This window comes from Enterobacter sp. B79-1 (genome assembly GCF_057444735.1).
On sequence record NZ_JBYAZJ010000005.1, the window covers coordinates 324,477 to 343,302 of the forward strand.

The 18,826-nt window shown below is 55.3% G+C and carries 17 protein-coding genes and 1 other RNA gene; 6 read left to right on the forward strand and 12 right to left on the reverse strand.

The features are described 5' to 3' along the window. Position 1: 1 nt before the first annotated feature. From ubiH to AC2T6E_RS16345, 3 genes are read right to left on the reverse strand one after another with little or no spacing between them, the layout of a single operon-like run. Positions 2 to 1,180, reverse strand: a complete 1,179-nt coding sequence (gene ubiH, locus AC2T6E_RS16335) for a 2-octaprenyl-6-methoxyphenyl hydroxylase (protein ID WP_348553252.1) — start codon at positions 1,178 to 1,180, stop codon at positions 2 to 4. After that, positions 1,177 to 2,490, reverse strand: coding sequence for a Xaa-Pro aminopeptidase (gene pepP, locus AC2T6E_RS16340; protein WP_348553283.1), 1,314 nt, complete (start codon positions 2,488 to 2,490; stop codon positions 1,177 to 1,179). Before pepP ends, ubiH begins: the two co-directional genes overlap by 4 nt. Before the next feature lie 31 nt (positions 2,491 to 2,521). Next, positions 2,522 to 3,100: a YecA/YgfB family protein gene (locus AC2T6E_RS16345; protein ID WP_125914856.1), complete on the reverse strand. Its 579-nt coding sequence runs from the start codon at positions 3,098 to 3,100 to the stop codon at positions 2,522 to 2,524. Between the two features lie 166 nt (positions 3,101 to 3,266). Between AC2T6E_RS16345 and zapA the strand changes: the two genes are divergently transcribed. The 3 genes from zapA to AC2T6E_RS16360 all read left to right on the forward strand — a co-directional run bounded on the left by zapA (position 3,267) and on the right by AC2T6E_RS16360 (position 4,442). After that, on the forward strand, positions 3,267 to 3,596 hold the full coding sequence (zapA, locus tag AC2T6E_RS16350) for a cell division protein ZapA (RefSeq protein ID WP_006811891.1): 330 nt from the start codon (positions 3,267 to 3,269) through the stop codon (positions 3,594 to 3,596). 41 nt (positions 3,597 to 3,637) lie between these two features. Beyond that, positions 3,638 to 3,821: non-coding RNA, 6S RNA (gene ssrS / locus AC2T6E_RS16355), on the forward strand. Between the two features lie 24 nt (positions 3,822 to 3,845). Beyond that, complete coding sequence (locus tag AC2T6E_RS16360) at positions 3,846 to 4,442, forward strand: 5-formyltetrahydrofolate cyclo-ligase (RefSeq protein ID WP_486692510.1); 597 nt, start codon at positions 3,846 to 3,848, stop codon at positions 4,440 to 4,442. 95 nt (positions 4,443 to 4,537) lie between these two features. Here AC2T6E_RS16360 and serA read toward each other — a convergent pair whose 3' ends face one another. Further along, positions 4,538 to 5,770 (reverse strand): phosphoglycerate dehydrogenase, encoded by a 1,233-nt coding sequence (serA, locus tag AC2T6E_RS16365; RefSeq protein ID WP_010435363.1) that lies wholly within the window; start codon positions 5,768 to 5,770, stop codon positions 4,538 to 4,540. Between the two features lie 266 nt (positions 5,771 to 6,036). Beyond that, positions 6,037 to 6,696: a ribose-5-phosphate isomerase RpiA gene (gene rpiA, locus AC2T6E_RS16370; RefSeq protein ID WP_108416289.1), complete on the reverse strand. Its 660-nt coding sequence runs from the start codon at positions 6,694 to 6,696 to the stop codon at positions 6,037 to 6,039. A 127-nt stretch (positions 6,697 to 6,823) separates the two neighbouring features. On the opposite strand from rpiA, the gene argP reads away from it, so the two are divergent. Continuing rightward, positions 6,824 to 7,717, forward strand: coding sequence for a DNA-binding transcriptional regulator ArgP (gene argP, locus AC2T6E_RS16375; RefSeq protein ID WP_006178395.1), 894 nt, complete (start codon positions 6,824 to 6,826; stop codon positions 7,715 to 7,717). A gap of 41 nt (positions 7,718 to 7,758) precedes the next feature. On the opposite strand, the gene AC2T6E_RS16380 is transcribed toward argP, so the two are convergent. The 7 genes from AC2T6E_RS16380 to tkt form a co-directional block, all read right to left on the reverse strand. Then, positions 7,759 to 8,490 carry an oxidative stress defense protein gene (locus tag AC2T6E_RS16380; protein ID WP_108416288.1) on the reverse strand — a complete coding sequence of 244 codons (732 nt, stop codon included), beginning with the start codon at positions 8,488 to 8,490 and terminating at the stop codon, positions 7,759 to 7,761. 93 nt (positions 8,491 to 8,583) lie between these two features. Beyond that, the gene (gene argO, locus AC2T6E_RS16385; RefSeq protein WP_486692513.1) at positions 8,584 to 9,219 is read right to left on the reverse strand and encodes an arginine exporter ArgO; all 636 of its coding nucleotides are present in this window, start codon (positions 9,217 to 9,219) and stop codon (positions 8,584 to 8,586) included. 145 nt (positions 9,220 to 9,364) lie between these two features. Further along, entirely contained in the window at positions 9,365 to 10,219 is an 855-nt protein-coding gene (locus AC2T6E_RS16390) for a small-conductance mechanosensitive channel MscS (protein WP_010435377.1), read from the reverse strand. Positions 10,220 to 10,405: 186 nt separating this feature from the next. Then, the gene (fbaA, locus tag AC2T6E_RS16395) at positions 10,406 to 11,485 is read right to left on the reverse strand and encodes a class II fructose-bisphosphate aldolase (RefSeq protein ID WP_010435379.1); all 1,080 of its coding nucleotides are present in this window, start codon (positions 11,483 to 11,485) and stop codon (positions 10,406 to 10,408) included. Positions 11,486 to 11,577: 92 nt separating this feature from the next. After that, a complete protein-coding gene (gene pgk / locus AC2T6E_RS16400) occupies positions 11,578 to 12,741 on the reverse strand; it encodes a phosphoglycerate kinase (RefSeq protein ID WP_253179012.1) in 1,164 nt (387 codons plus the stop codon). A 49-nt stretch (positions 12,742 to 12,790) separates the two neighbouring features. Continuing rightward, positions 12,791 to 13,810, reverse strand: coding sequence for an erythrose-4-phosphate dehydrogenase (epd, locus tag AC2T6E_RS16405; RefSeq protein ID WP_010435383.1), 1,020 nt, complete (start codon positions 13,808 to 13,810; stop codon positions 12,791 to 12,793). Between the two features lie 325 nt (positions 13,811 to 14,135). Then, a complete protein-coding gene (gene tkt, locus AC2T6E_RS16410; protein ID WP_486692517.1) occupies positions 14,136 to 16,127 on the reverse strand; it encodes a transketolase in 1,992 nt (663 codons plus the stop codon). A 272-nt stretch (positions 16,128 to 16,399) separates the two neighbouring features. Between tkt and loiP the strand changes: the two genes are divergently transcribed. Both loiP and AC2T6E_RS16420 read left to right on the forward strand, forming a co-directional pair. Then, the gene (gene loiP, locus AC2T6E_RS16415; protein ID WP_010435388.1) at positions 16,400 to 17,158 is read left to right on the forward strand and encodes a metalloprotease LoiP; all 759 of its coding nucleotides are present in this window, start codon (positions 16,400 to 16,402) and stop codon (positions 17,156 to 17,158) included. 210 nt (positions 17,159 to 17,368) lie between these two features. After that, positions 17,369 to 18,637, forward strand: a complete 1,269-nt coding sequence (locus tag AC2T6E_RS16420; protein WP_126815908.1) for an OprD family outer membrane porin — start codon at positions 17,369 to 17,371, stop codon at positions 18,635 to 18,637. The last annotated feature ends 189 nt before the right edge of the window (positions 18,638 to 18,826 follow it).

Sequence of the window (18,826 nt, forward strand, 5' to 3'; positions counted from 1 at the left end):
CTTAACGCGCGACCCAACCCAGGGTCCGCTGCGCCAGCACGTCACGTGCCGGAATGAACAGTTCCATCGCCATCAGCCCGAGGTTGCGACCCGCAACCAGCGGTGCCCAGCGATTGGCAAAGAGATGGACTAACCCATCGGTAACGCCGATTGTCGCCTCTTTATCGGCCTGGCGTCGCTTCTGGTAATGGCTAAGCACCGAATAAGCGCCACAATCTTTTTGCTCGCCCCATGCAAGCGCCAGCGATTCCGCCAGGCTCATGACATCACGCAGCCCAAGGTTAAATCCTTGTCCGGCAATCGGATGTAATGTCTGCGCGGCGTTGCCGACCAGCGCCACGCGGTGAGATACAGACTGTGATGCGGTGGTTAACGACAGCGGATAGACCGCACGTTTCCCCGCATGGGTAATACGCCCGAGTCGCCAGCCGAAGGCTTTCTGCAGCTCGGTACAAAAACGTTCGTCGGACCAGGCCTGAACCTCTTCAGCTTTATCCTGCGGATGACACCAGACAAGCGAACAGCGCCCATCCGACATCGGCAGCATCGCCAGCGGGCCGTGCTGCGTGAAGCGCTCAAACGCCCGGCCGTTGTGTTCTGCTGCGGTCGCGACGTTCGCAATGACCGCGACCTGCCCGTAAGGCTGCTGCCGCCACTCTACGCCGCACTGCGTGCCGAGCGCCGAACGCGAGCCGTCCGCCGCCACCAGAAGCTGGCCGTCGAGAACGGTGCCATTATCGAGCGCTACGCTCACCGCGTCTTCGCTGCGGCTAAAACTGGCGACGCGCGCCGGACAGTGTAGCGTGACGCCAGGCGCATCCTGTAACAAACGGAACAGACGCAGGCCAACGTCGTGGAGTTCAACAACCTGACCCAGCGCGTCAATACGGTAATCATGGGCATCCAGCGTCACAAAACCGGCATGCCCGCGATCGCTCACGTGCACGGTGTTAATTGCCGTGGCGCAATCGGCGATCGCCTGCCAGATGCCAATGCGGGATAGCTGCTGGCAGGTACCCTGCGCCAGGGCAATGGCGCGAGAATCAAAACCCGGATGATTCTTTGCCTGCGGCGCGACGGCTTCAACCAGATGTACCGGGAGCTGGCCCTTCGTCAAATGCGAAATGGCTAACGCCAGCGTGGCGCCGGTCATCCCACCGCCCACGATGATCACGCTCATGCGCGTGCCGCTGCCATCAGCGCCTCAATATCATCGGCGTTCTTCACGACGGCTGCGGTCAGGTTTTCATTGCCGTTTTCGGTGATCACGATGTCGTCTTCGATTCGAATGCCGATCCCGCGGTATTGTTCCGGCACGTCAGCATCCGGCGCGATGTACAGCCCCGGCTCAACGGTTAACACCATGCCTGGCTCCAGCACGCGTGAACGTTCAGGACCGTATGCGCCCACGTCATGTACATCCAGACCCAGCCAGTGGCTCAGGCCGTGCATAAAGTACGGACGGTGAGCATTCTCGGTAATCAGGGTATCGACGTCGCCCTTCAGAATGCCGAGTTTCACCAGACCCGTAATCATGATCCGCACCACTTCACCGGTGACATCCTGAATGGAGGTTCCCGGACGATATAACCTGAGCGCCGTTTCCAGGGATTCGAGCACGATGTCGTAAATTTCGCGCTGAGCAGGCGAGAATTTACCGTTCACCGGGAAGGTTCGGGTGATGTCGCCTGCGTAGCCCAGATACTCACACCCGGCGTCAATCAGCACCAGATCGCCGTCGCGCAGCGCGCTTTCGTTCTCGGTGTAGTGCAGAATGCAGCCGTTTTCCCCGCCGCCAACGATGGTGTTGTAGGACGGGAAGCGCGCGCCGTGGCGGTTAAATTCGTGGTGAATTTCGCCCTCAAGCTGGTATTCGAACATGCCGGGACGGCACTTTTCCATGGCGCGAGTGTGGGCCAGGGCGCTGATTTCGCCCGCGCGGCGCAGTACGTTGAGCTCTTCCTCAGACTTAAACAGACGCATCTCATGCACGACCGGGCGCCAGTCCGTGAGCGTGGCGGGGGCTGACAGGTTCTGCCGCGAACCTTTACGCAGCTTATCCAGCGCGGTGAAGACAATCTCATCCGCATACGCATATTCGCCCTGGGCGTGATACAGCACGTCCAGGCCGTTGAGCAGTTGGTAAAGCTGCTGGTTGATTTCGCTAAAGGCCAGCGCGCGGTCAACGCCCAGCTTCGCCGGGGCGGCCTCTTGCCCTAAGCGGCGGCCAAACCATATTTCGGCCGTCAGATCGCGCACGCGGTTAAAAATCACGCTGTGGTTGTGGGTGTCATTGCTCTTGATCAGCACCAGTACCGCTTCCGGCTCGTTAAACCCGGTGAAGTACCAAAAATCGCTGTTCTGGCGATAGGGGTATTCGCTGTCGGCACTGCGCGTCACTTCGGGCGCGGCAAAAATCAGGGCAGCGCTTCCTGGCTGCATGCTGGCTAACAGCGCCTGACGACGGCGCAAATACTCTTGATTCGAGATAACCATGACACCCTCCTGTGCGTTATTTTTCTTAATGTAAGGTTGGCTTGCGGACTTCCGGCGCGGTCGGCTGTGAACGCGTAAAGGTGTCGTGGCACAGCAGCGCCGCCACGCGCACGTATTCGATGATCTCTTCGAGTGACATTTCCAGCTCTTCCTGGTCTTCGTCCTCATCGTAGCCGAGCTGTGCAATATTACGCAGATCGTCGATCGCTTCACCCGCTTCGCCGGTCACTTTATCGAGCTTCGGCTGAGACACGCCCAGGCCCAGCAGATAATGGTTTACCCAACCCGCGAGCGCATCCGCGCGATCGAAGACGCTGACGTCGTCCCCATCAGGCAGATAAAGCTGAAAAAGGAAGCCATCGTCTTCCAGCGAATCACTGGTCGTTGCGTGCATTTTACGCAGCGCTTCTGCCAGTTCGTGACCAAACGCCAGCCCTTCGTTCGTGAGGTCGTGGATCAGCGGCTGCCAGGAGCTGTCGCTGTTTCCGCCGCACAGCATGCCACTGATCAGACCGTGCATTTCGGCAGGGGTTAAACCCACTCCCTGCTGGTTCAGTAACTGGTTTAAATCCTTGTAACCAGGCATTTCGTTCTGTATAGACATGCGCATTCGTCATCATTGGGGGATATTCATGATATGCTACCACTTTGGACCCTGGTGATACCAGAAAAGGGCTTGTATCTTCACATCAGGGTAGCTATAGTGTCGCCCCTTCGCAGCCCCCGGGGCAGTAAGCGAAGGCAGCGCAGTCAATCAGCAGGAAGGTGGCATGTCTGCACAACCCGTCGATCTCCAGATTTTTGGCCGTTCACTGCGAGTGAATTGTCCACCTGAACAAAGGGATGCTTTGAATCAGGCTGCGGACGATTTGAATCAGCGGTTGCAAGATCTAAAAGAACGCACTAGAGTCACAAATACTGAGCAGCTGGTTTTCATCGCCGCGTTGAACATCAGCTATGAACTGACTCAGGAAAAAGCGAAGACCCGCGACTACGCGGCAAGCATGGAGCAGCGCATTAAAATGCTCCAGCAGACCATAGAACAGGCATTGCTTGATCAAGGTCGCAATCCCGAAAGACCGGGACCAAAGTTTGAATAACACTTCTCAGTTGACTATGGTAGAGTAACTGTGAAGACAAAATTTCTCTGAGATGTTCGCAAGCGGGCCAGTCCCCTGAGCCGATATTTCATACCACAAGAATGTGGCGCTCCATGGTTGGTGAGCATGCTCGGTCCGTCCGAGAAGCCTTAAAACTATGACGACACATTCACCTTGAACCAAGGGTTCAAGGGTTACAGCCTGCGGCGGCATCTCGGAGATTCCCTCTCTTTTCTTCTACCGACTACCATGACTCAATTCCCCGAAGTTTCTGCTTCACGCCAGGATATCCGTCAGTTAATTCGTCAGCGCCGCCGTGCGTTAACCCCCGATCAGCAAGCGCATTTTGCCCAGCAGGCCGCCGCCCGTATGATGGCGTATCCCCCTGTCGTGATGGCGCACACCGTTGCGCTGTTTCTGTCGTTTGATGGAGAGCTGGATACCCAACCGCTGATAGAGCAGCTCTGGCGCGCCGGGAAGAAAGTCTATCTGCCGGTGCTGCACCCGTTCAGCGACGGTAATCTGCTGTTTCTACACTACCACCCGTACAGCGAGCTGGTGGTGAATCGCCTGAAAATCACCGAGCCGAAACTCGACGTGCGCGACGTGCTGCCACTCTCTGAGCTGGACGTGCTGATCGTGCCGCTGGTGGCATTTGATGAACAGGGCCAGCGTTTAGGGATGGGCGGCGGTTTTTATGACCGCACGCTGCAAAACTGGCAGCAGTACGGATTGCAGCCGGTGGGCTATGCGCATGATTGCCAGGGTGTGGAGGCATTGCCGGTGGAGAAATGGGATGTGCCGTTACCGGCGGTGGTAACGCCCAGCAAAACCTGGACCTGGTAGAATAAAGCCGGTTGGCGCTTACGCTTACCCGGCCTACAAAACCTCAACGTAGGTCGGGTAAGGCGCAGCCGCCACCCGACACCACAAACCGCCAATTAGTACAACAGACGCGCGCGAATCGTCCCCTGAATCGCCTTCATGCTCTGCAGCGCTTTCTCGGCCACATCGTCATCCGCTTCGATATCAATAACCACATAGCCCATCTGCGAGTTCGTCTGCAGATACTGCGCGGCAATGTTAACGCCCTGCTCGGCAAAGATCTGGTTGATGGCGGTCAGCACGCCTGGACGGTTTTCGTGGATGTGCAGCAGACGACGACCGCCGTGCAGCGGCAGAGACACTTCCGGGAAGTTCACGGCAGAGAGCGTAGAACCGTTGTCGGAGTATTTGCTCAGCTTACCCGCTACTTCCAGCCCGATATTCTCCTGCGCTTCCTGAGTCGAACCGCCGATGTGTGGCGTCAGAATAACGTTGTCGAACTCGCACAGCGGAGAGGTGAACGGATCGCTGTTGGTGGCGGGCTCCGTCGGGAACACGTCGATGGCCGCGCCCGCCAGATGCTTACGCTTCAACGCATCCGCCAGTGCCGGAATATCAACAACCGTGCCGCGCGCGGCGTTGATCAGCAGTGAGCCCGGTTTCATCAGCGCCAGCTCTTCCGCGCCCATCATGTTTTTGGTGGAGGCATTTTCCGGCACGTGCAGGCTTACCACGTCGCTCATGTTCAGCAGGTCAGACAGATGTTGAACCTGGGTCGCATTGCCCAGCGGCAGCTTGCTTTCGATATCGTAGAAGAACACGTGCATACCCAGGGATTCCGCCAGAATACCGAGCTGCGTACCAATGTGGCCGTAGCCGATAATTCCCAGCTTTTTACCACGCGCTTCGAAAGAGCCGGACGCCAGTTTGTTCCACACGCCGCGGTGCGCCTTGGCGTTCGCTTCAGGAATGCCGCGGAGCAGCAGCAGCAGTTCGCCAATCACCAACTCCGCCACGGAACGGGTGTTGGAGAACGGGGCGTTAAACACGGGAATACCGCGTTTGGCGGCAGCATTCAGGTCAACCTGGTTGGTACCGATACAGAAGCAGCCGATAGCCACCAGCTTTTCCGCCGCGGCAATAACGTCTTCAGTCAGATGAGTACGGGATCGCAGGCCAATGAAGTGGGCATCACGGATGGACGCTTTCAGCTCTTCGGTATCGAGCGCGCCTTTGTGAAATTCGATGTTGGTGTAACCTGCCGCACGAAGGCTATCGATTGCTTTTTGATGCACGCCCTCGACCAGCAGGAATTTAATCTTGTCTTTCTCCAGTGATACCTTTGCCATTTACCCGACCCTGTTTTTGTCTGAACTGATGTTGTGCTGGATATGAATCCGCTGTAGCCAACATATCAAAAAAAACTATTGCAGCAATATGAACGTTTGCGTCGGCACTCTGAAGAAAAGTCATCCAGGGCAAAATGTCAGAGGAAAATGCTATGGAAATTTACAAACGTGGCAGGATCGGCAAAAGAGGTTCAAAAACGTGATACAAGTCACCGAATTTAGCTTTTCAAAAATTTTTTAGCGGGGGGAGGACTCCCCCCGTCAGATCATTTTACGATGGTTTTCACGCCGTCAGCCGTGCCGATCAGCGCCACATCCGCGCCACGGTTGGCAAATAACCCTACGGTCACTACGCCTGGGATAGCGTTGATGGCATTTTCCAGTGCTACTGCGTCGAGGATTTCCAGACCGTGAACGTCGAGGATCACGTTACCGTTATCGGTGACTACGCCCTGACGATATTCCGGACGACCGCCCAGCTTCACCAACTGACGGGCAACTGCGCTACGGGCCATCGGGATCACTTCGACCGGCAGCGGGAAGTTCCCCAGGATGTCGACCTGCTTGGAGGCGTCCGCGATACAGATGAACTTGTCCGCTACAGAAGCGATGATCTTTTCACGCGTCAGCGCCGCGCCACCGCCCTTGATCATCTGCATATGGCCGTTGATCTCATCCGCGCCATCAACGTAAATGCCCAGACGATCCACGTCGTTGAGATCGAAAACGGTAATGCCGAGGCTTTTCAGCTTTTCCGTGGAAGCATCGGAGCTGGAAACCGCGCCCTCGATCTGCCCCTTCATCGTGCCCAGGGCATCGATAAAGTGTGCCGCCGTTGACCCCGTACCAACACCGACAATGGTACCCGGCTGTACGTACTGGAGAGCGGCCCATCCTACTGCTTTTTTCAGTTCATCCTGCGTCATGATCGTTTTGCCTGTGGTGTGAAAACTCAGGGCGCATTATAGAACACGTCGGATGGATTTCGTCTGCCACGAAGGGAAAATTGTGTCATAGTGCAGATTAAGCAAAATTAAGGAGTAAGCCAGAGCAATGAAACGTCCGGACTACAGAACACTACAGGCACTTGATGCGGTTATTCGTGAACGCGGTTTTGAGCGCGCGGCGCAGAAGTTGTGCATTACCCAGTCCGCCGTATCACAGCGTATCAAACAGCTTGAAAACATGTTCGGGCAACCCCTGCTTGTGCGTACCGTTCCGCCGCGTCCAACGGAGCAAGGGCAAAAGCTCCTCGCGCTGCTGCGTCAGGTTGAACTGCTGGAAGATGAGTGGCTGGGTGATGAACAAACGGGTTCCACGCCGCTGCTGCTGTCGCTGGCGGTGAACGCCGACAGTCTGGCAACCTGGCTGCTGCCTGCCCTTGCGCCAGTCCTGGCCGACTCCCCTATTCGACTGAATTTACAGGTAGAAGATGAAACCCGTACACAGGAGCGCCTGCGTCGTGGTGAAGTGGTTGGAGCGGTCAGTATCCAGCCTCAGGCACTGCCAAGCTGTCTTGTCGATCAGCTAGGTGCGCTGGACTACCTGTTTGTTGGTTCAAAAGCCTTTGCCGAGCGCTACTTCCCGAACGGCGTCACCCGCGCCGCGCTGCTAAAAGCCCCTGCCGTGGCGTTCGACCATCTGGATGATATGCACCAGGCGTTCCTGCAGCAAAACTTCGACCTCCCGCCGGGCAGCGTGCCGTGCCATATCGTGAACTCGTCCGAAGCCTTTGTGCAGCTTGCGCGTCAGGGCACCACCTGCTGCATGATCCCGCACCTGCAGATTGAGAGAGAGTTGAAAAGCGGTGAGCTGATTGACCTGACGCCGGGGCTGTATCAGCGCCGGATGCTCTACTGGCACCGTTTTGCGCCGGAAAGCCGCATGATGCGCAACGTCACCGACGCGCTGCTGGCGTTTGGGCATAAGGTGTTGAGGCAGGATTAAAAATAAGCCGGGTGGCGGCTTCGCCTTACCCGGCCTACAGATTACTGAGCCGGTTTCGGCTGTGCTGCAACAGGCTCCAGCTGGAACACCACATCCACCTGATCGTCGAACTGAATGGTTGGCTGCTCATAGGTTTCCTGAGCAGAAACCGGAGCTGCATCAGCCTTCATCATGCGTACCATCGGGCTTGGCTGGTAGTTAGAGACGTGGTAACGCACGCTGTAAACCGGGCCGAGCTTGCTCTTAAAGCCAGAAGCCAGCTGCTCCGCCTGATGGATTGCATCATCAATCGCGGCTTTACGCGCTTCGTCCTTGTATTTCTCCGGTTGCGCAACGCCCAACGAGACGGAACGAATTTCATTCAGCCCCGCTTTTAACGCGCCATCAAGCAGCGAGTTCAGCTTATCAAGCTGACGCACGGTCACTTCCACGGTACGTACGGCACGGTAGCCTTTGAGAATGCTTTTCCCGTTCTGGTAGTCGTAATCCGGTTGGGTACGCAGGTTAGCGGAACTGATATCCTTTTTACCTACGCCATTCTGCTCGAGGAAAGAGAGATATTGCGCAACACGATCGTCAGCCTGCTTTTTAGCGGAGGCGGCATCTTTCGCGGCCACGTTCACTTCAATTGCCAGGGTTGCAACATCCGGTACCGCGTCCACGCTTGCGGTGCCTGAAGTGACGATGTGCGGGCCATTTGGCAATTCATTTGCCTGCACCGACACCGCACCTAAACTCACTAATGCCGCCAGGGCCATCACTTTAAACTTCACTGTCATTCCTCCATGTTGCGAAGAGTGCCCCCACATCAGGGCGCATGCCAGCAAGCTTAGCGGGTCTTGTTCAGATGTCCATAAGACAAACGCTTAGTTGAACAATCCCTGTACATGATGAATGCCCTCTTTTGCCAGCTGGAAAGCAATAAACCACATCACCAGACCGACCAGCGTATTGATGATGCGCTGAGCTTTAGCGGTACGCAAACGCGGGGCCAACCATGCCGCCAGAATGGCGAGGCCAAAGAACCAGAGGAAGGAGGCGCTGACCGTACCGAGCGCAAACCAGCGCTTTGGCTCAACGTCCAGTTGTCCACCCAGGCTACCCAACACCACGAAAGTATCCAGATAAACATGCGGATTGAGCCAGGTCACCGCCAGCATGGTGACGATAATTTTCCAGCGGCCCTGCTTCATCACTTCGGCGCTCGCCAGCTCAAGGTTGCTGCTCGTCGCCGTTTTTAGCGCACCGAATCCGTACCACAGCAGGAATGCCACGCCGCCCCAGGTCACCAGCGCCAGCAGCCATGGAGACTGCATCAATAGCGCGCTGCCACCAAAAATCCCGGCGCAAATCAGCAGCAAGTCACTGACAGCACACAGCAACGCGATCATCAGATGATACTGGCGGCGGATGCCCTGGTTCATCACGAACGCATTTTGTGGACCGAGAGGGAGGATCATGGCCGCACCTAGTGCAAGGCCTTGAAAGTAATAGAATAACATGACGTAAATCTCTCAGAATTGTCTTTGGAGCAGACTATACTGTGAGAATACCATTAGAGGAAATTGATAATATTAATTGGGTATTAGCATGGCTAATAAAATAAAAGCCCGGCGGCGCTAGCGCTTACCGGGCCTACGGGAGACGTTATTCGGCTTCTTTTACTTTTTTGACGTTTACGTCCATCTGTGGGTACGGGAAGCTGATGCCGTTGGCGTCAAACTCGCGCTTAATGCGCTCCAGCACGTCCCAGTAGACATTTTGCAGATCGCTGCTTTTGCTCCAGATACGCACCACGAAGTTAATGGATGACGCGCCCAGCTCGTTGAGGCGAACCGTCTGCTCTTTATCTTTCAGAATACGATCGTCTGAAGCAATGATATTGCTAATCAGCGATTTGACCTGATCGATGTCGGAGTCATAGGCCACGCTAATAATCAGCTCATTACGACGCACCGGTTCACGGGAGAAATTAATGATGTTGCCCGCGATGATTTTCCCGTTCGGTACCACAACGATACGGCCATCGACGGTACGCAAGGTGGTTGAGAAAATCTGCACCTGCAGCACGGTTCCGGCAATGCCGCCAAGGTCAACGTATTCACCCGAGCGGAACGGACGGAAGGTGACCAGCAGAACGCCTGCCGCCAGGTTAGAAAGTGAGCCCTGCAGCGCCAGACCAATAGCCAGACCAGCCGCACCGAGCACGGCGATGACGGATGCCGTCTGCACGCCCACGCGACCCAGCGCCGCAATCAGCGTAAAGGCGATGATGCCATAACGCACCAGTGCGGAGAGAAAATCAGCCACCGTGGCGTCAATGTGACGGGCCAGCATCACGCGGTTGACCGCGTTCGATACGATACGCGCCACGATCATCCCGACGATGATGATGGCAATCGCCGCGACGATGTTCACGGCATAGCTCAGCAGCAGTGCCTGGTTGCGCACCAGCCAGTTACCGGCGTGATTGATGCTGTCTACAACATCGAGTTGTTCCATTTATTCTTCCTTTTGTTAAACCAAAACACAAAATCCATCCCCCATGGAGACAGGCAGGTCAGTAAAGGGTAAACAAAAAGCGCAAATATTGCCAAACAGATCACAAAAGCAGATGTTGCAGCATGTTGAAAACGCGAAAAAAAAGGCCCGCATTTGCGGGCCTTCTGATGCTGTTAGCAGCTCAAATTACAGAACGTCGATCGCGTTCAGTTCTTTGAATGCCTGCTCCAGACGGGTCACCATGGACGTCTGTGCAGCGCGCAGCCATACGCGTGGATCGTAGTATTTCTTGTTAGGCTGGTCTTCGCCTTTCGGGTTGCCCAGCTGACCCTGCAGGTAAGCTTCGTTGGTTTTGTAGTACTGCAGGATACCGTCCCATGTTGCCCACTGGGTGTCGGTATCGATGTTCATTTTCACTACGCCGTAGCTTACGGAATCTTTGATTTCCTGAGCAGAAGAACCGGAACCGCCGTGGAAGACGAAGTTCAGGCTGTTGTGCGGCAGGTTGTGTTTCTTGGAAACGTATTCCTGAGAATCACGCAGGATGGTTGGGGTCAGAACCACGTTACCTGGTTTGTAAACGCCGTGTACGTTACCGAAGGACGCTGCAATGGTGAAGCGTGGGCTGATTTTGCTCAGCTCGGTGTAAGCGTAATCAACGTCTTCTGGCTGGGTGTACAGTGCAGAAGCGTCCATGTGGCTGTTGTCCACGCCGTCTTCTTCACCACCGGTGCAACCCAGTTCGATTTCCAGGGTCATGTCCATTTTGGACATACGCGCCAGGTATTTGGAGCAGATTTCGATGTTTTCGTGCAGTGACTCTTCAGACAGGTCGATCATGTGAGAAGAGAACAGTGGCTTACCGGTTGCCGCGAAGTGTTTTTCACCTGCGTCCAGCAGACCGTCGATCCACGGCAGCAGTTTCTTCGCGCAGTGGTCAGTGTGCAGGATAACTGGAACACCGTAGTGTTCAGCCATCTGGTGTACGTGGTGCGCACCAGAGATAGCACCCAGGATTGCAGCACCCTGAGGAACATCAGTTTTCACGCCTTTACCTGCGATGAACGCTGCGCCACCGTTAGAGAACTGAACGATAACTGGAGCTTTAACTTTGGCTGCAGTTTCCAGTACGGCGTTGATGGAGTCGGTACCCACGCAGTTAACTGCTGGCAGAGCGAAGTTGTTTTCTTTAGCTACCTGGAACACTTTCTGTACGTCATCACCAGTGATAACGCCAGGTTTTACGAAATCAAAAATTTTAGACATGTTGCTTAGTCCTGTATCTTCGGCCGTTAGAAAAGGTGCGTGCTCTTATAAGCGCGCTGAAAATTGGGCAGGTTTCCCTGCCCTTGAATGGCTTACTTCTTAGCGCGCTCTTCGAGCATTGCTACTGCTGGCAGTACTTTGCCTTCCACGAATTCGAGGAATGCGCCGCCACCAGTGGAGATGTAGGAGATCTTGTCAGCGATACCGAACAGGTCGATTGCTGCCAGGGTGTCACCACCGCCTGCGATAGAGAACGCTTCGCTGTCTGCGATTGCGTTAGCAACGATCTCAGTACCTTTGCGGAAGTTCGGGAATTCGAACACGCCAACAGGACCGTTCCACAGGATAGTTTTTGCGTTTTTCAGGATTTCAGCCAGTTTCTGTGCAGAAACGTCGCCCAGGTCCAGAATCTGCTCATCATCTTTGATGTCATTTACAGATTTCAGGGTCGCGGTTGCGGTTTCGGAGAACTCGGTCGCTACGCGAACGTCAGTTGGAACCGGGATGTCACAGGTGGTCAGCAGGCGTTTAGCTTCGTCAACCAGGTCTGCTTCGTACAGGGATTTACCCACGTTGTGGCCCTGAGCGGCAACGAAGGTGTTCGCGATACCACCGCCAACGATCAGCTGGTCAGCAATTTTAGACAGGGAATCCAGAACGGTCAGTTTGGTAGAAACTTTAGAACCACCAACGATAGCCACCATTGGACGAGCAGGTTCTTTCAGTGCTTTACCCAGCGCTTCCAGTTCGTCAGCCAGCAGAGGGCCGGCACAGGCTACGTCCGCGAATTTACCGATACCGTGGGTTGACGCCTGCGCGCGGTGAGCCGTACCGAAGGCATCCATTACAAATACGTCGCACAGTGCAGCGTATTTTTTAGACAGTGCTTCGTCGTCTTTCTTTTCGCCTTTGTTGAAGCGAACGTTTTCCAGAACAACCAGTTCACCGGCAGCCACTTCAACGCCGTCCAGGTAATCTTTCACCAGGCGAACCGGGCTGGACAGTTTGTCTTTCAGGTAATTAACAACCGGCAGCAGAGAGAACTCTTCGTTGTACTCGCCTTCAGTTGGACGACCCAGGTGGGAAGTGACCATCACTTTAGCGCCCTGCTTCAGAGCCAGTTCGATGGTTGGCAGAGATGCACGGATACGCGCGTCGCTGGTCACTTTGCCATCTTTAACCGGTACGTTCAGATCGGCACGGATGAAAACGCGTTTACCAGCCAGATCCAGATCGGTCATCTTAATTACAGACATGGTGAATCCTCTCGTTGATTCTTAAAGTTTTGCAGACGCACGATGCGTCTTACCTGAAACCTTGAGCGGCCATTGCTAACGTGGTGTCGAGCATTCGGTTAGCAAAGCCCCATTCGTTATCACACCAGACCAGCGTCTTGATAAGGTGTGCCCCACTGACGCGCGTTTGTGTGCCATCGACGATAGCGCTGTGCGGGTCGTGGTTAAAATCTACTGAGACCAACGGTAATTCCGTATAGTCAACTATACCATGAAATGCACCCTGTGCCGCTTTTTGCAGCAACAGGTTGACTTCACAGGCTTTTACCGGTTTTTTCACCGTCACGCTGAGGTCGATTGCGGTCACGTTAATCGTCGGAACGCGCACGGCAATCGCTTCGAAACGGTCGTTAAACTGCGGGAAAATTCGGGTGATCCCTGCAGCCAGTTTCGTATCCACCGGGATGATTGACTGGCTCGCTGCGCGAGTGCGTCGTAAATCCGGATGGTAGGCGTCGATAACCTGCTGATCGTGCATGGCGGAGTGAATCGTGGTCACGGTGCCGGATTCAATGCCATACGCATCGTCTAACAGTTTGATGACCGGAATAATGCAGTTGGTGGTACAGGAGGCGTTGGAAACAATGCGGTGTTCGGCCTGCAGCTCATGCTGGTTAACGCCAAACACGACGGTCGCGTCGAGGTCGTTACTGCCGGGGTGAGAAAACAGGACTTTTTTTGCGCCTGCGGCCAGATGTGCTTCGCCATGTTCGCGGCTGCCGTAAACGCCGGTACAGTCAAGCACAATATCCACACCCAGTTCACGCCACGGTAGCCCGGCGATGCTGCTCTCATGCAGTACGCGGATGGCATCGTCGCCGACAAACAGCTGATCTCTTTCCTGGCGAACATCCCAGGCAAAGCGTCCGTGGCTGGTGTCATATTTCAACAAATGCGCCATGCCCGCAGCATCAGCCAGTTCGTTGATTGCTACCACGGTTATTTCCGCACGACGCCCGGATTCATATAAAGCACGAACCACGTTGCGCCCGATGCGACCGAAGCCATTAATCGCTACGCGTACGGTCATAGATCTCCTGCAAAGCTATCCCTGGGTTTGAGGTGGCTGAAAGAGTAATCCAGCGACGCCCGAAGGGGAATCCTTGCTGTCACAAACTGCGATTGATTGGTCAATTGTCGAACATTTAATCGACTGAAACGCTTCAGCAAGAATAAGCGAATTGGGGAATAAAAGGAATCTCTGTCCAGATGAATAAGCGGGCTATATGACTTGCATCACATTTTTGATGGAATAGTGCCGACAAAAAAGCCGGGTGACGCGCTAGCGCTTACCCGGCCTACTTTCGTGCCATTTGTAGGCCCGGTAAGCGCAGCGCCACCGGGCAAAACAGCAATTACAGCAGTTCTTTCGCCTTAGCGACAACGTTCTCAACGGTGAAGCCGAACTCTTCGAACAGCAGCTCTGCCGGAGCAGATTCACCGAAGGTGGTCATGCCGACGATAGCGCCGTTCAGGCCAACGTATTTGAACCAGTAGTCAGCGATACCCGCTTCCACTGCCACGCGAGCGGAAACCGCTTTAGGCAGCACGGATTCACGGTATGCAGCATCCTGCTTGTCGAACGCATCGGTAGACGGCATGGAAACCACGCGGGCTTTCACGCCTTCGGCAGTCAGTTTTTCCCAGGCTGCAACCACCAGTTCAACTTCAGAACCGGTGGCGATGAAGATCAGCTCAGGCTGGCCCGCGCAATCTTTCAGCACGTAACCACCGCGAGCGATGTTCGCCAACTGCTCAGGCGTACGCTCCTGCTGTGCCAGGTTCTGACGGGAGAGGATCAGCGCGGTTGGACCGTCCTGACGCTCAACGCCGTATTTCCACGCCACCGCGGATTCAACCTGGTCACATGGACGCCATGTGCTCATGTTCGGCGTCACGCGCAGGGAAGCCACCTGCTCTACCGGCTGGTGAGTTGGACCATCTTCGCCCAGACCGATGGAGTCGTGGGTGTAGACCATCACCTGACGCTGTTTCATCAGCGCAGCCATACGCACGGCGTTACGTGCATATTCAACGAACATCAGGAAGGTAGAGGTGTACGGCAGGAAACCACCGTGCAGGGAGATACCGTTGGCAATCGCAGTCATACCGAATTCACGTACACCGTAATGGATGTAGTTACCGGCAGTGTCTTCGTTGATCGCTTTAGAACCGGACCAGATAGTCAGGTTAGAAGGCGCCAGGTCAGCGGAGCCGCCCAGGAATTCAGGCAGCAGAGGACCGAACGCTTCAATCGCATTCTGAGACGCTTTACGGCTCGCGATTTTAGACGGGTTCGCCTGCAGCTTAGCAATGAATTCGTTCGCTTTCGCGTCGAAGTCAGACGGCATGTCACCTTTCATACGACGGGTGAATTCAGCCGCTTCCTGTGGGAACGCTTTCGCATAGGCAGCGAACTTCTCGTTCCAGGCCGCTTCTTTCGCCTGGCCCACTTCTTTTGCATCCCACTGAGCGTAGATCTCAGATGGGATTTCGAATGCAGGGTGTTTCCAGCCCAGAGCTTCACGGGTCAGTGCAATTTCCGCGTCACCCAGCGGTGCACCGTGGGAGTCGTGAGTACCCGCTTTGTTCGGCGAACCGAAGCCGATGATGGTTTTGCACATCAGCAGGGACGGTTTGTCCGTCACAGCGCGCGCTTCTTCTACTGCACGTTTAATCGAGTCAGCATCGTGGCCATCAACGCCACGCACAACGTGCCAGCCGTAGGCTTCGAAGCGTGCTGCGGTGTCATCAGTGAACCAGCCTTCAACGTGACCGTCGATGGAGATACCGTTGTCGTCATAGAACGCAACCAGTTTGCCCAGCTTCAGGGTACCTGCCAGGGAGCACACTTCGTGAGAAATGCCTTCCATCATGCAGCCGTCGCCCATGAACGCGTAGGTGAAGTGGTCAACGATGTCGTGACCAGGACGGTTGAACTGCGCCGCCAGCGTCTTCTCAGCAATCGCCATACCGACTGCGTTAGCAATACCCTGACCCAGCGGGCCGGTGGTGGTTTCTACGCCCGCGGTGTAACCTACTTCCGGGTGACCTGGCGTTTTGGAGTGCAGCTGGCGGAAGTTTTTCAGCTCTTCGATTGGCAGATCGTAGCCGGTGAGGTGCAGCAGGCTATAGATCAGCATAGAGCCGTGGCCGTTGGACAGCACGAAGCGGTCGCGGTCAGCCCATGACGGGTTCTGCGGGTTGTGGTTCAGGAAGTCACGCCACAGGACTTCGGCGATATCAGCCATACCCATAGGAGCCCCTGGGTGGCCAGATTTGGCTTTCTGTACTGCATCCATGCTCAGCGCACGAATAGCATTAGCAAGCTCTTTACGTGAGGACATTTTAACTCCAGATCGGACTGTTAAAGGCCATGCCCTTGACGACAGCGCGTTTTGGGCTACGCCGGAAAAAAGTGCCAACAATGTAACCCAAGCCGCAAGTCATGTACATGGAGCATTCTTTTGCTCGTTAAGAAATCTCTGGATCATGCTCGCATGTTGCGCAATCTCCTCGCCCGCCCCTGTCGATATTCCTTATACTTAGCCCGACACCGGCTTCGCTGACGGTGCACTTTTCGGATTTTATTCAGATTAACGAGTACGGAAGCAATCTCATGAAAATGCGTGCAATAGTGCTGGCCCTGGGTACGACGCTCCTGCTGAGCGGCTGTCAGAATATGGATTCTAACGGTCTGATGACCTCAGGCGCAGAAGCCTTTCAGGCCTATTCCCTGAGCGACGCGCAGGTAAAAGCGCTGAGCGATCAGGCGTGTAAAGATATGGACGGAAAAGCCACGCTTGCCCCGGCTAACAGTACCTACACGCAGCGTCTGAATAAGATTGCATCTGCGCTGGGCGACAACATCAACGGCCAGCCGGTGAACTACAAGGTTTACATGGCGAAAGACGTGAACGCCTTCGCCATGGCGAACGGTTGTATTCGCGTCTACAGCGGGCTGATGGACATGATGACCGACAACGAAGTGGAAGCGGTTATCGGCCACGAAATGGGCCACGTTGCGCTCGGCCACGTGAAGAAAGGGATGCAGGTTGCGTTAGGTACCAATGCCGTTCGTGCGGCGGCGGCCTCAGCGGGCGGTATCGTTGGCAGCCTGTCGCAGTCACAGCTTGGCGACGTCGGTGAAAAGCTGGTTAACTCCCAGTTCTCCCAGCGTCAGGAGTCCGAAGCGGACGACTACTCCTACGATCTGTTGCGCAAACGCGGGATTAATCCATCAGGTTTAGCCACCAGCTTCGAAAAACTGGCCAAGCTGGAGGCGGGTCGCCAAAGCTCGATGTTTGACGATCACCCGGCCTCGGAAGAACGCGCACAACATATTCGCGACCGTATGGCCGCAGACGGAATTAAATAATTTTACCGGGAGGCATATTTGCCTCCCTTTTATTTCGCATCAATTGCCAATTTAAAAGCACGTATCGGTAACTCGCCAGCAAGCCCCGCCACATCTGCATTTAGCCCCTGAAACGTCTGGTCACATATTTATTGCAATCGTTAATATTTCCGGTAATTATCAACCACGCAATCATTCAAATTAATATATCCAGACAGAGACGTTCCCTCCGTGAAAAAAGAATTATCATTAGTTGCGTTAAGTTTATTCGCCGCATTACCTGCCGCAGCAAGCCAGCAATCCGACAGCCAGGGTTTTATTGACGACAGCCATCTGGATCTGTTTTTACGTAATGCCTATATCAGCCGCGATTACCATCAGGGCCAGCAGGATAAAGCCGAATGGGGCCAGGGCATCATTGCCACCTTTGCATCCGGCTATACCGAAGGGCTGGTGGGCTTCGGCGTGGACGGTATCGCCCAGTATGGCGTGCGTCTGGACGGTGGCCGCGGCAAGAGCGGCGCGGGCGGCATCGACTTCTTTAAGCAGGAAGACGACGGCCGGGCAAAATCCGATCTGGCAAAGTTTGGCGCGACGGCCAAAATGCGCATCTCCAATACCGTGCTGAGCTACGGGAACCAGCGTCCTGAGCTGCCAATCATTACATCCGACAGCTCCCGCCTGCTGTTTGAAAGCTACACCGGCACCCTGCTGACTTCGAAAGAGATCGACGGTCTGGAAGTGAACGCCGGTTACTTCACCGACGAGCAGCGTAAAAGCGATGACCGCCACGACAGCGGGCTGAAGAGCCTGACCTTCGGCGGCGCAAGCTACCAGTTCAACGACCAGTTCAGCGGCGCGCTGTACGCCTCTCATAATGAAGAGGTGATGAATAAGCAGTATCTGGGCATGAACTTCAAACAGCCGTTTAGCACCGGACAGCAGCTGGTGCTTGATTTCAACGGCTACAATTCGCGACTGGATCAGCGCTACGCGGACAGCCTCGACACGGGCCGCAGCAACACCATCTGGAGCCTGGCGGCGAGCTACATCTGGGATATTCATACCTTCAAGGTGGCGTACCAGCAGAGCAGTGGCAGCACCGGCTACAACTACGGCGGCTATCGCGACCAGGGCGGCGTGGGGGACGGCGGCAACACCATCTGGCTGGCGAACTCCTACTGGTCTGATTTCAACGGTGAAGATGAGCGCTCATGGCAGGCCTCTTACGGTCTGGACTTCGGCGGCCTCGGCCTGCCGGGCCTGAGCTGGACCACCGCTTACGTGCGTGGCGACAACATTAAAACGTCTGAAACCAGCAACGGCAAAGAGCACGAGTGGTTTAACCAGATCCAGTACAAGGTACAGGACGGCCCGGCGAAAGACCTGACGCTGCGCCTGCGCTACTCCGTACTGCGCGTCTCCAGCAACGCCAGCGAGTACAACGTGGGCGGGGATGAGATCCGCGCTTACGTGGAATACCCGTTTAACGTGTTCTGATTTCCCCCCTCACCCTAACCCTCTCCCACAGGGAGAGGGAACTCCGTCACCCTCTCCCTGTGGGTGTACGGTCCGGGGACATAGTGAACACTTGTTCGGGGACATGGTAGACACTTACAACTAAGGCATAAGAACCCGTTTATGGAGTCGCTTATGCCCTGGGATGCGAGAGATACCATGTCATTACGT

Excerpts from the sequence above, each read along its gene's own strand:
- epd (WP_010435383.1), bottom strand. The coding sequence starts at position 13,810 with ATGACCGTACGCGTAGCGATTAATGGCTTCGGTCGCATCGGGCGCAAC.
- pgk (WP_253179012.1), bottom strand. The coding sequence starts at position 12,741 with ATGTCTGTAATTAAGATGACCGATCTGGATCTGGCTGGTAAACGCGTT.
- tkt (WP_486692517.1), bottom strand. The coding sequence starts at position 16,127 with ATGTCCTCACGTAAAGAGCTTGCTAATGCTATTCGTGCGCTGAGCATG.
- AC2T6E_RS16360 (WP_486692510.1), top strand. The coding sequence starts at position 3,846 with ATGACTCAATTCCCCGAAGTTTCTGCTTCACGCCAGGATATCCGTCAG.
- fbaA (WP_010435379.1), bottom strand. The coding sequence starts at position 11,485 with ATGTCTAAAATTTTTGATTTCGTAAAACCTGGCGTTATCACTGGTGAT.
- rpiA (WP_108416289.1), bottom strand. The coding sequence starts at position 6,696 with ATGACGCAGGATGAACTGAAAAAAGCAGTAGGATGGGCCGCTCTCCAG.
- AC2T6E_RS16345 (WP_125914856.1), bottom strand. The coding sequence starts at position 3,100 with ATGTCTATACAGAACGAAATGCCTGGTTACAAGGATTTAAACCAGTTA.
- argO (WP_486692513.1), bottom strand. The coding sequence starts at position 9,219 with ATGTTATTCTATTACTTTCAAGGCCTTGCACTAGGTGCGGCCATGATC.
- ubiH (WP_348553252.1), bottom strand. The coding sequence starts at position 1,180 with ATGAGCGTGATCATCGTGGGCGGTGGGATGACCGGCGCCACGCTGGCG.
- AC2T6E_RS16390 (WP_010435377.1), bottom strand. The coding sequence starts at position 10,219 with ATGGAACAACTCGATGTTGTAGACAGCATCAATCACGCCGGTAACTGG.
- argP (WP_006178395.1), top strand. The coding sequence starts at position 6,824 with ATGAAACGTCCGGACTACAGAACACTACAGGCACTTGATGCGGTTATT.
- loiP (WP_010435388.1), top strand. The coding sequence starts at position 16,400 with ATGAAAATGCGTGCAATAGTGCTGGCCCTGGGTACGACGCTCCTGCTG.
- serA (WP_010435363.1), bottom strand. The coding sequence starts at position 5,770 with ATGGCAAAGGTATCACTGGAGAAAGACAAGATTAAATTCCTGCTGGTC.
- zapA (WP_006811891.1), top strand. The coding sequence starts at position 3,267 with ATGTCTGCACAACCCGTCGATCTCCAGATTTTTGGCCGTTCACTGCGA.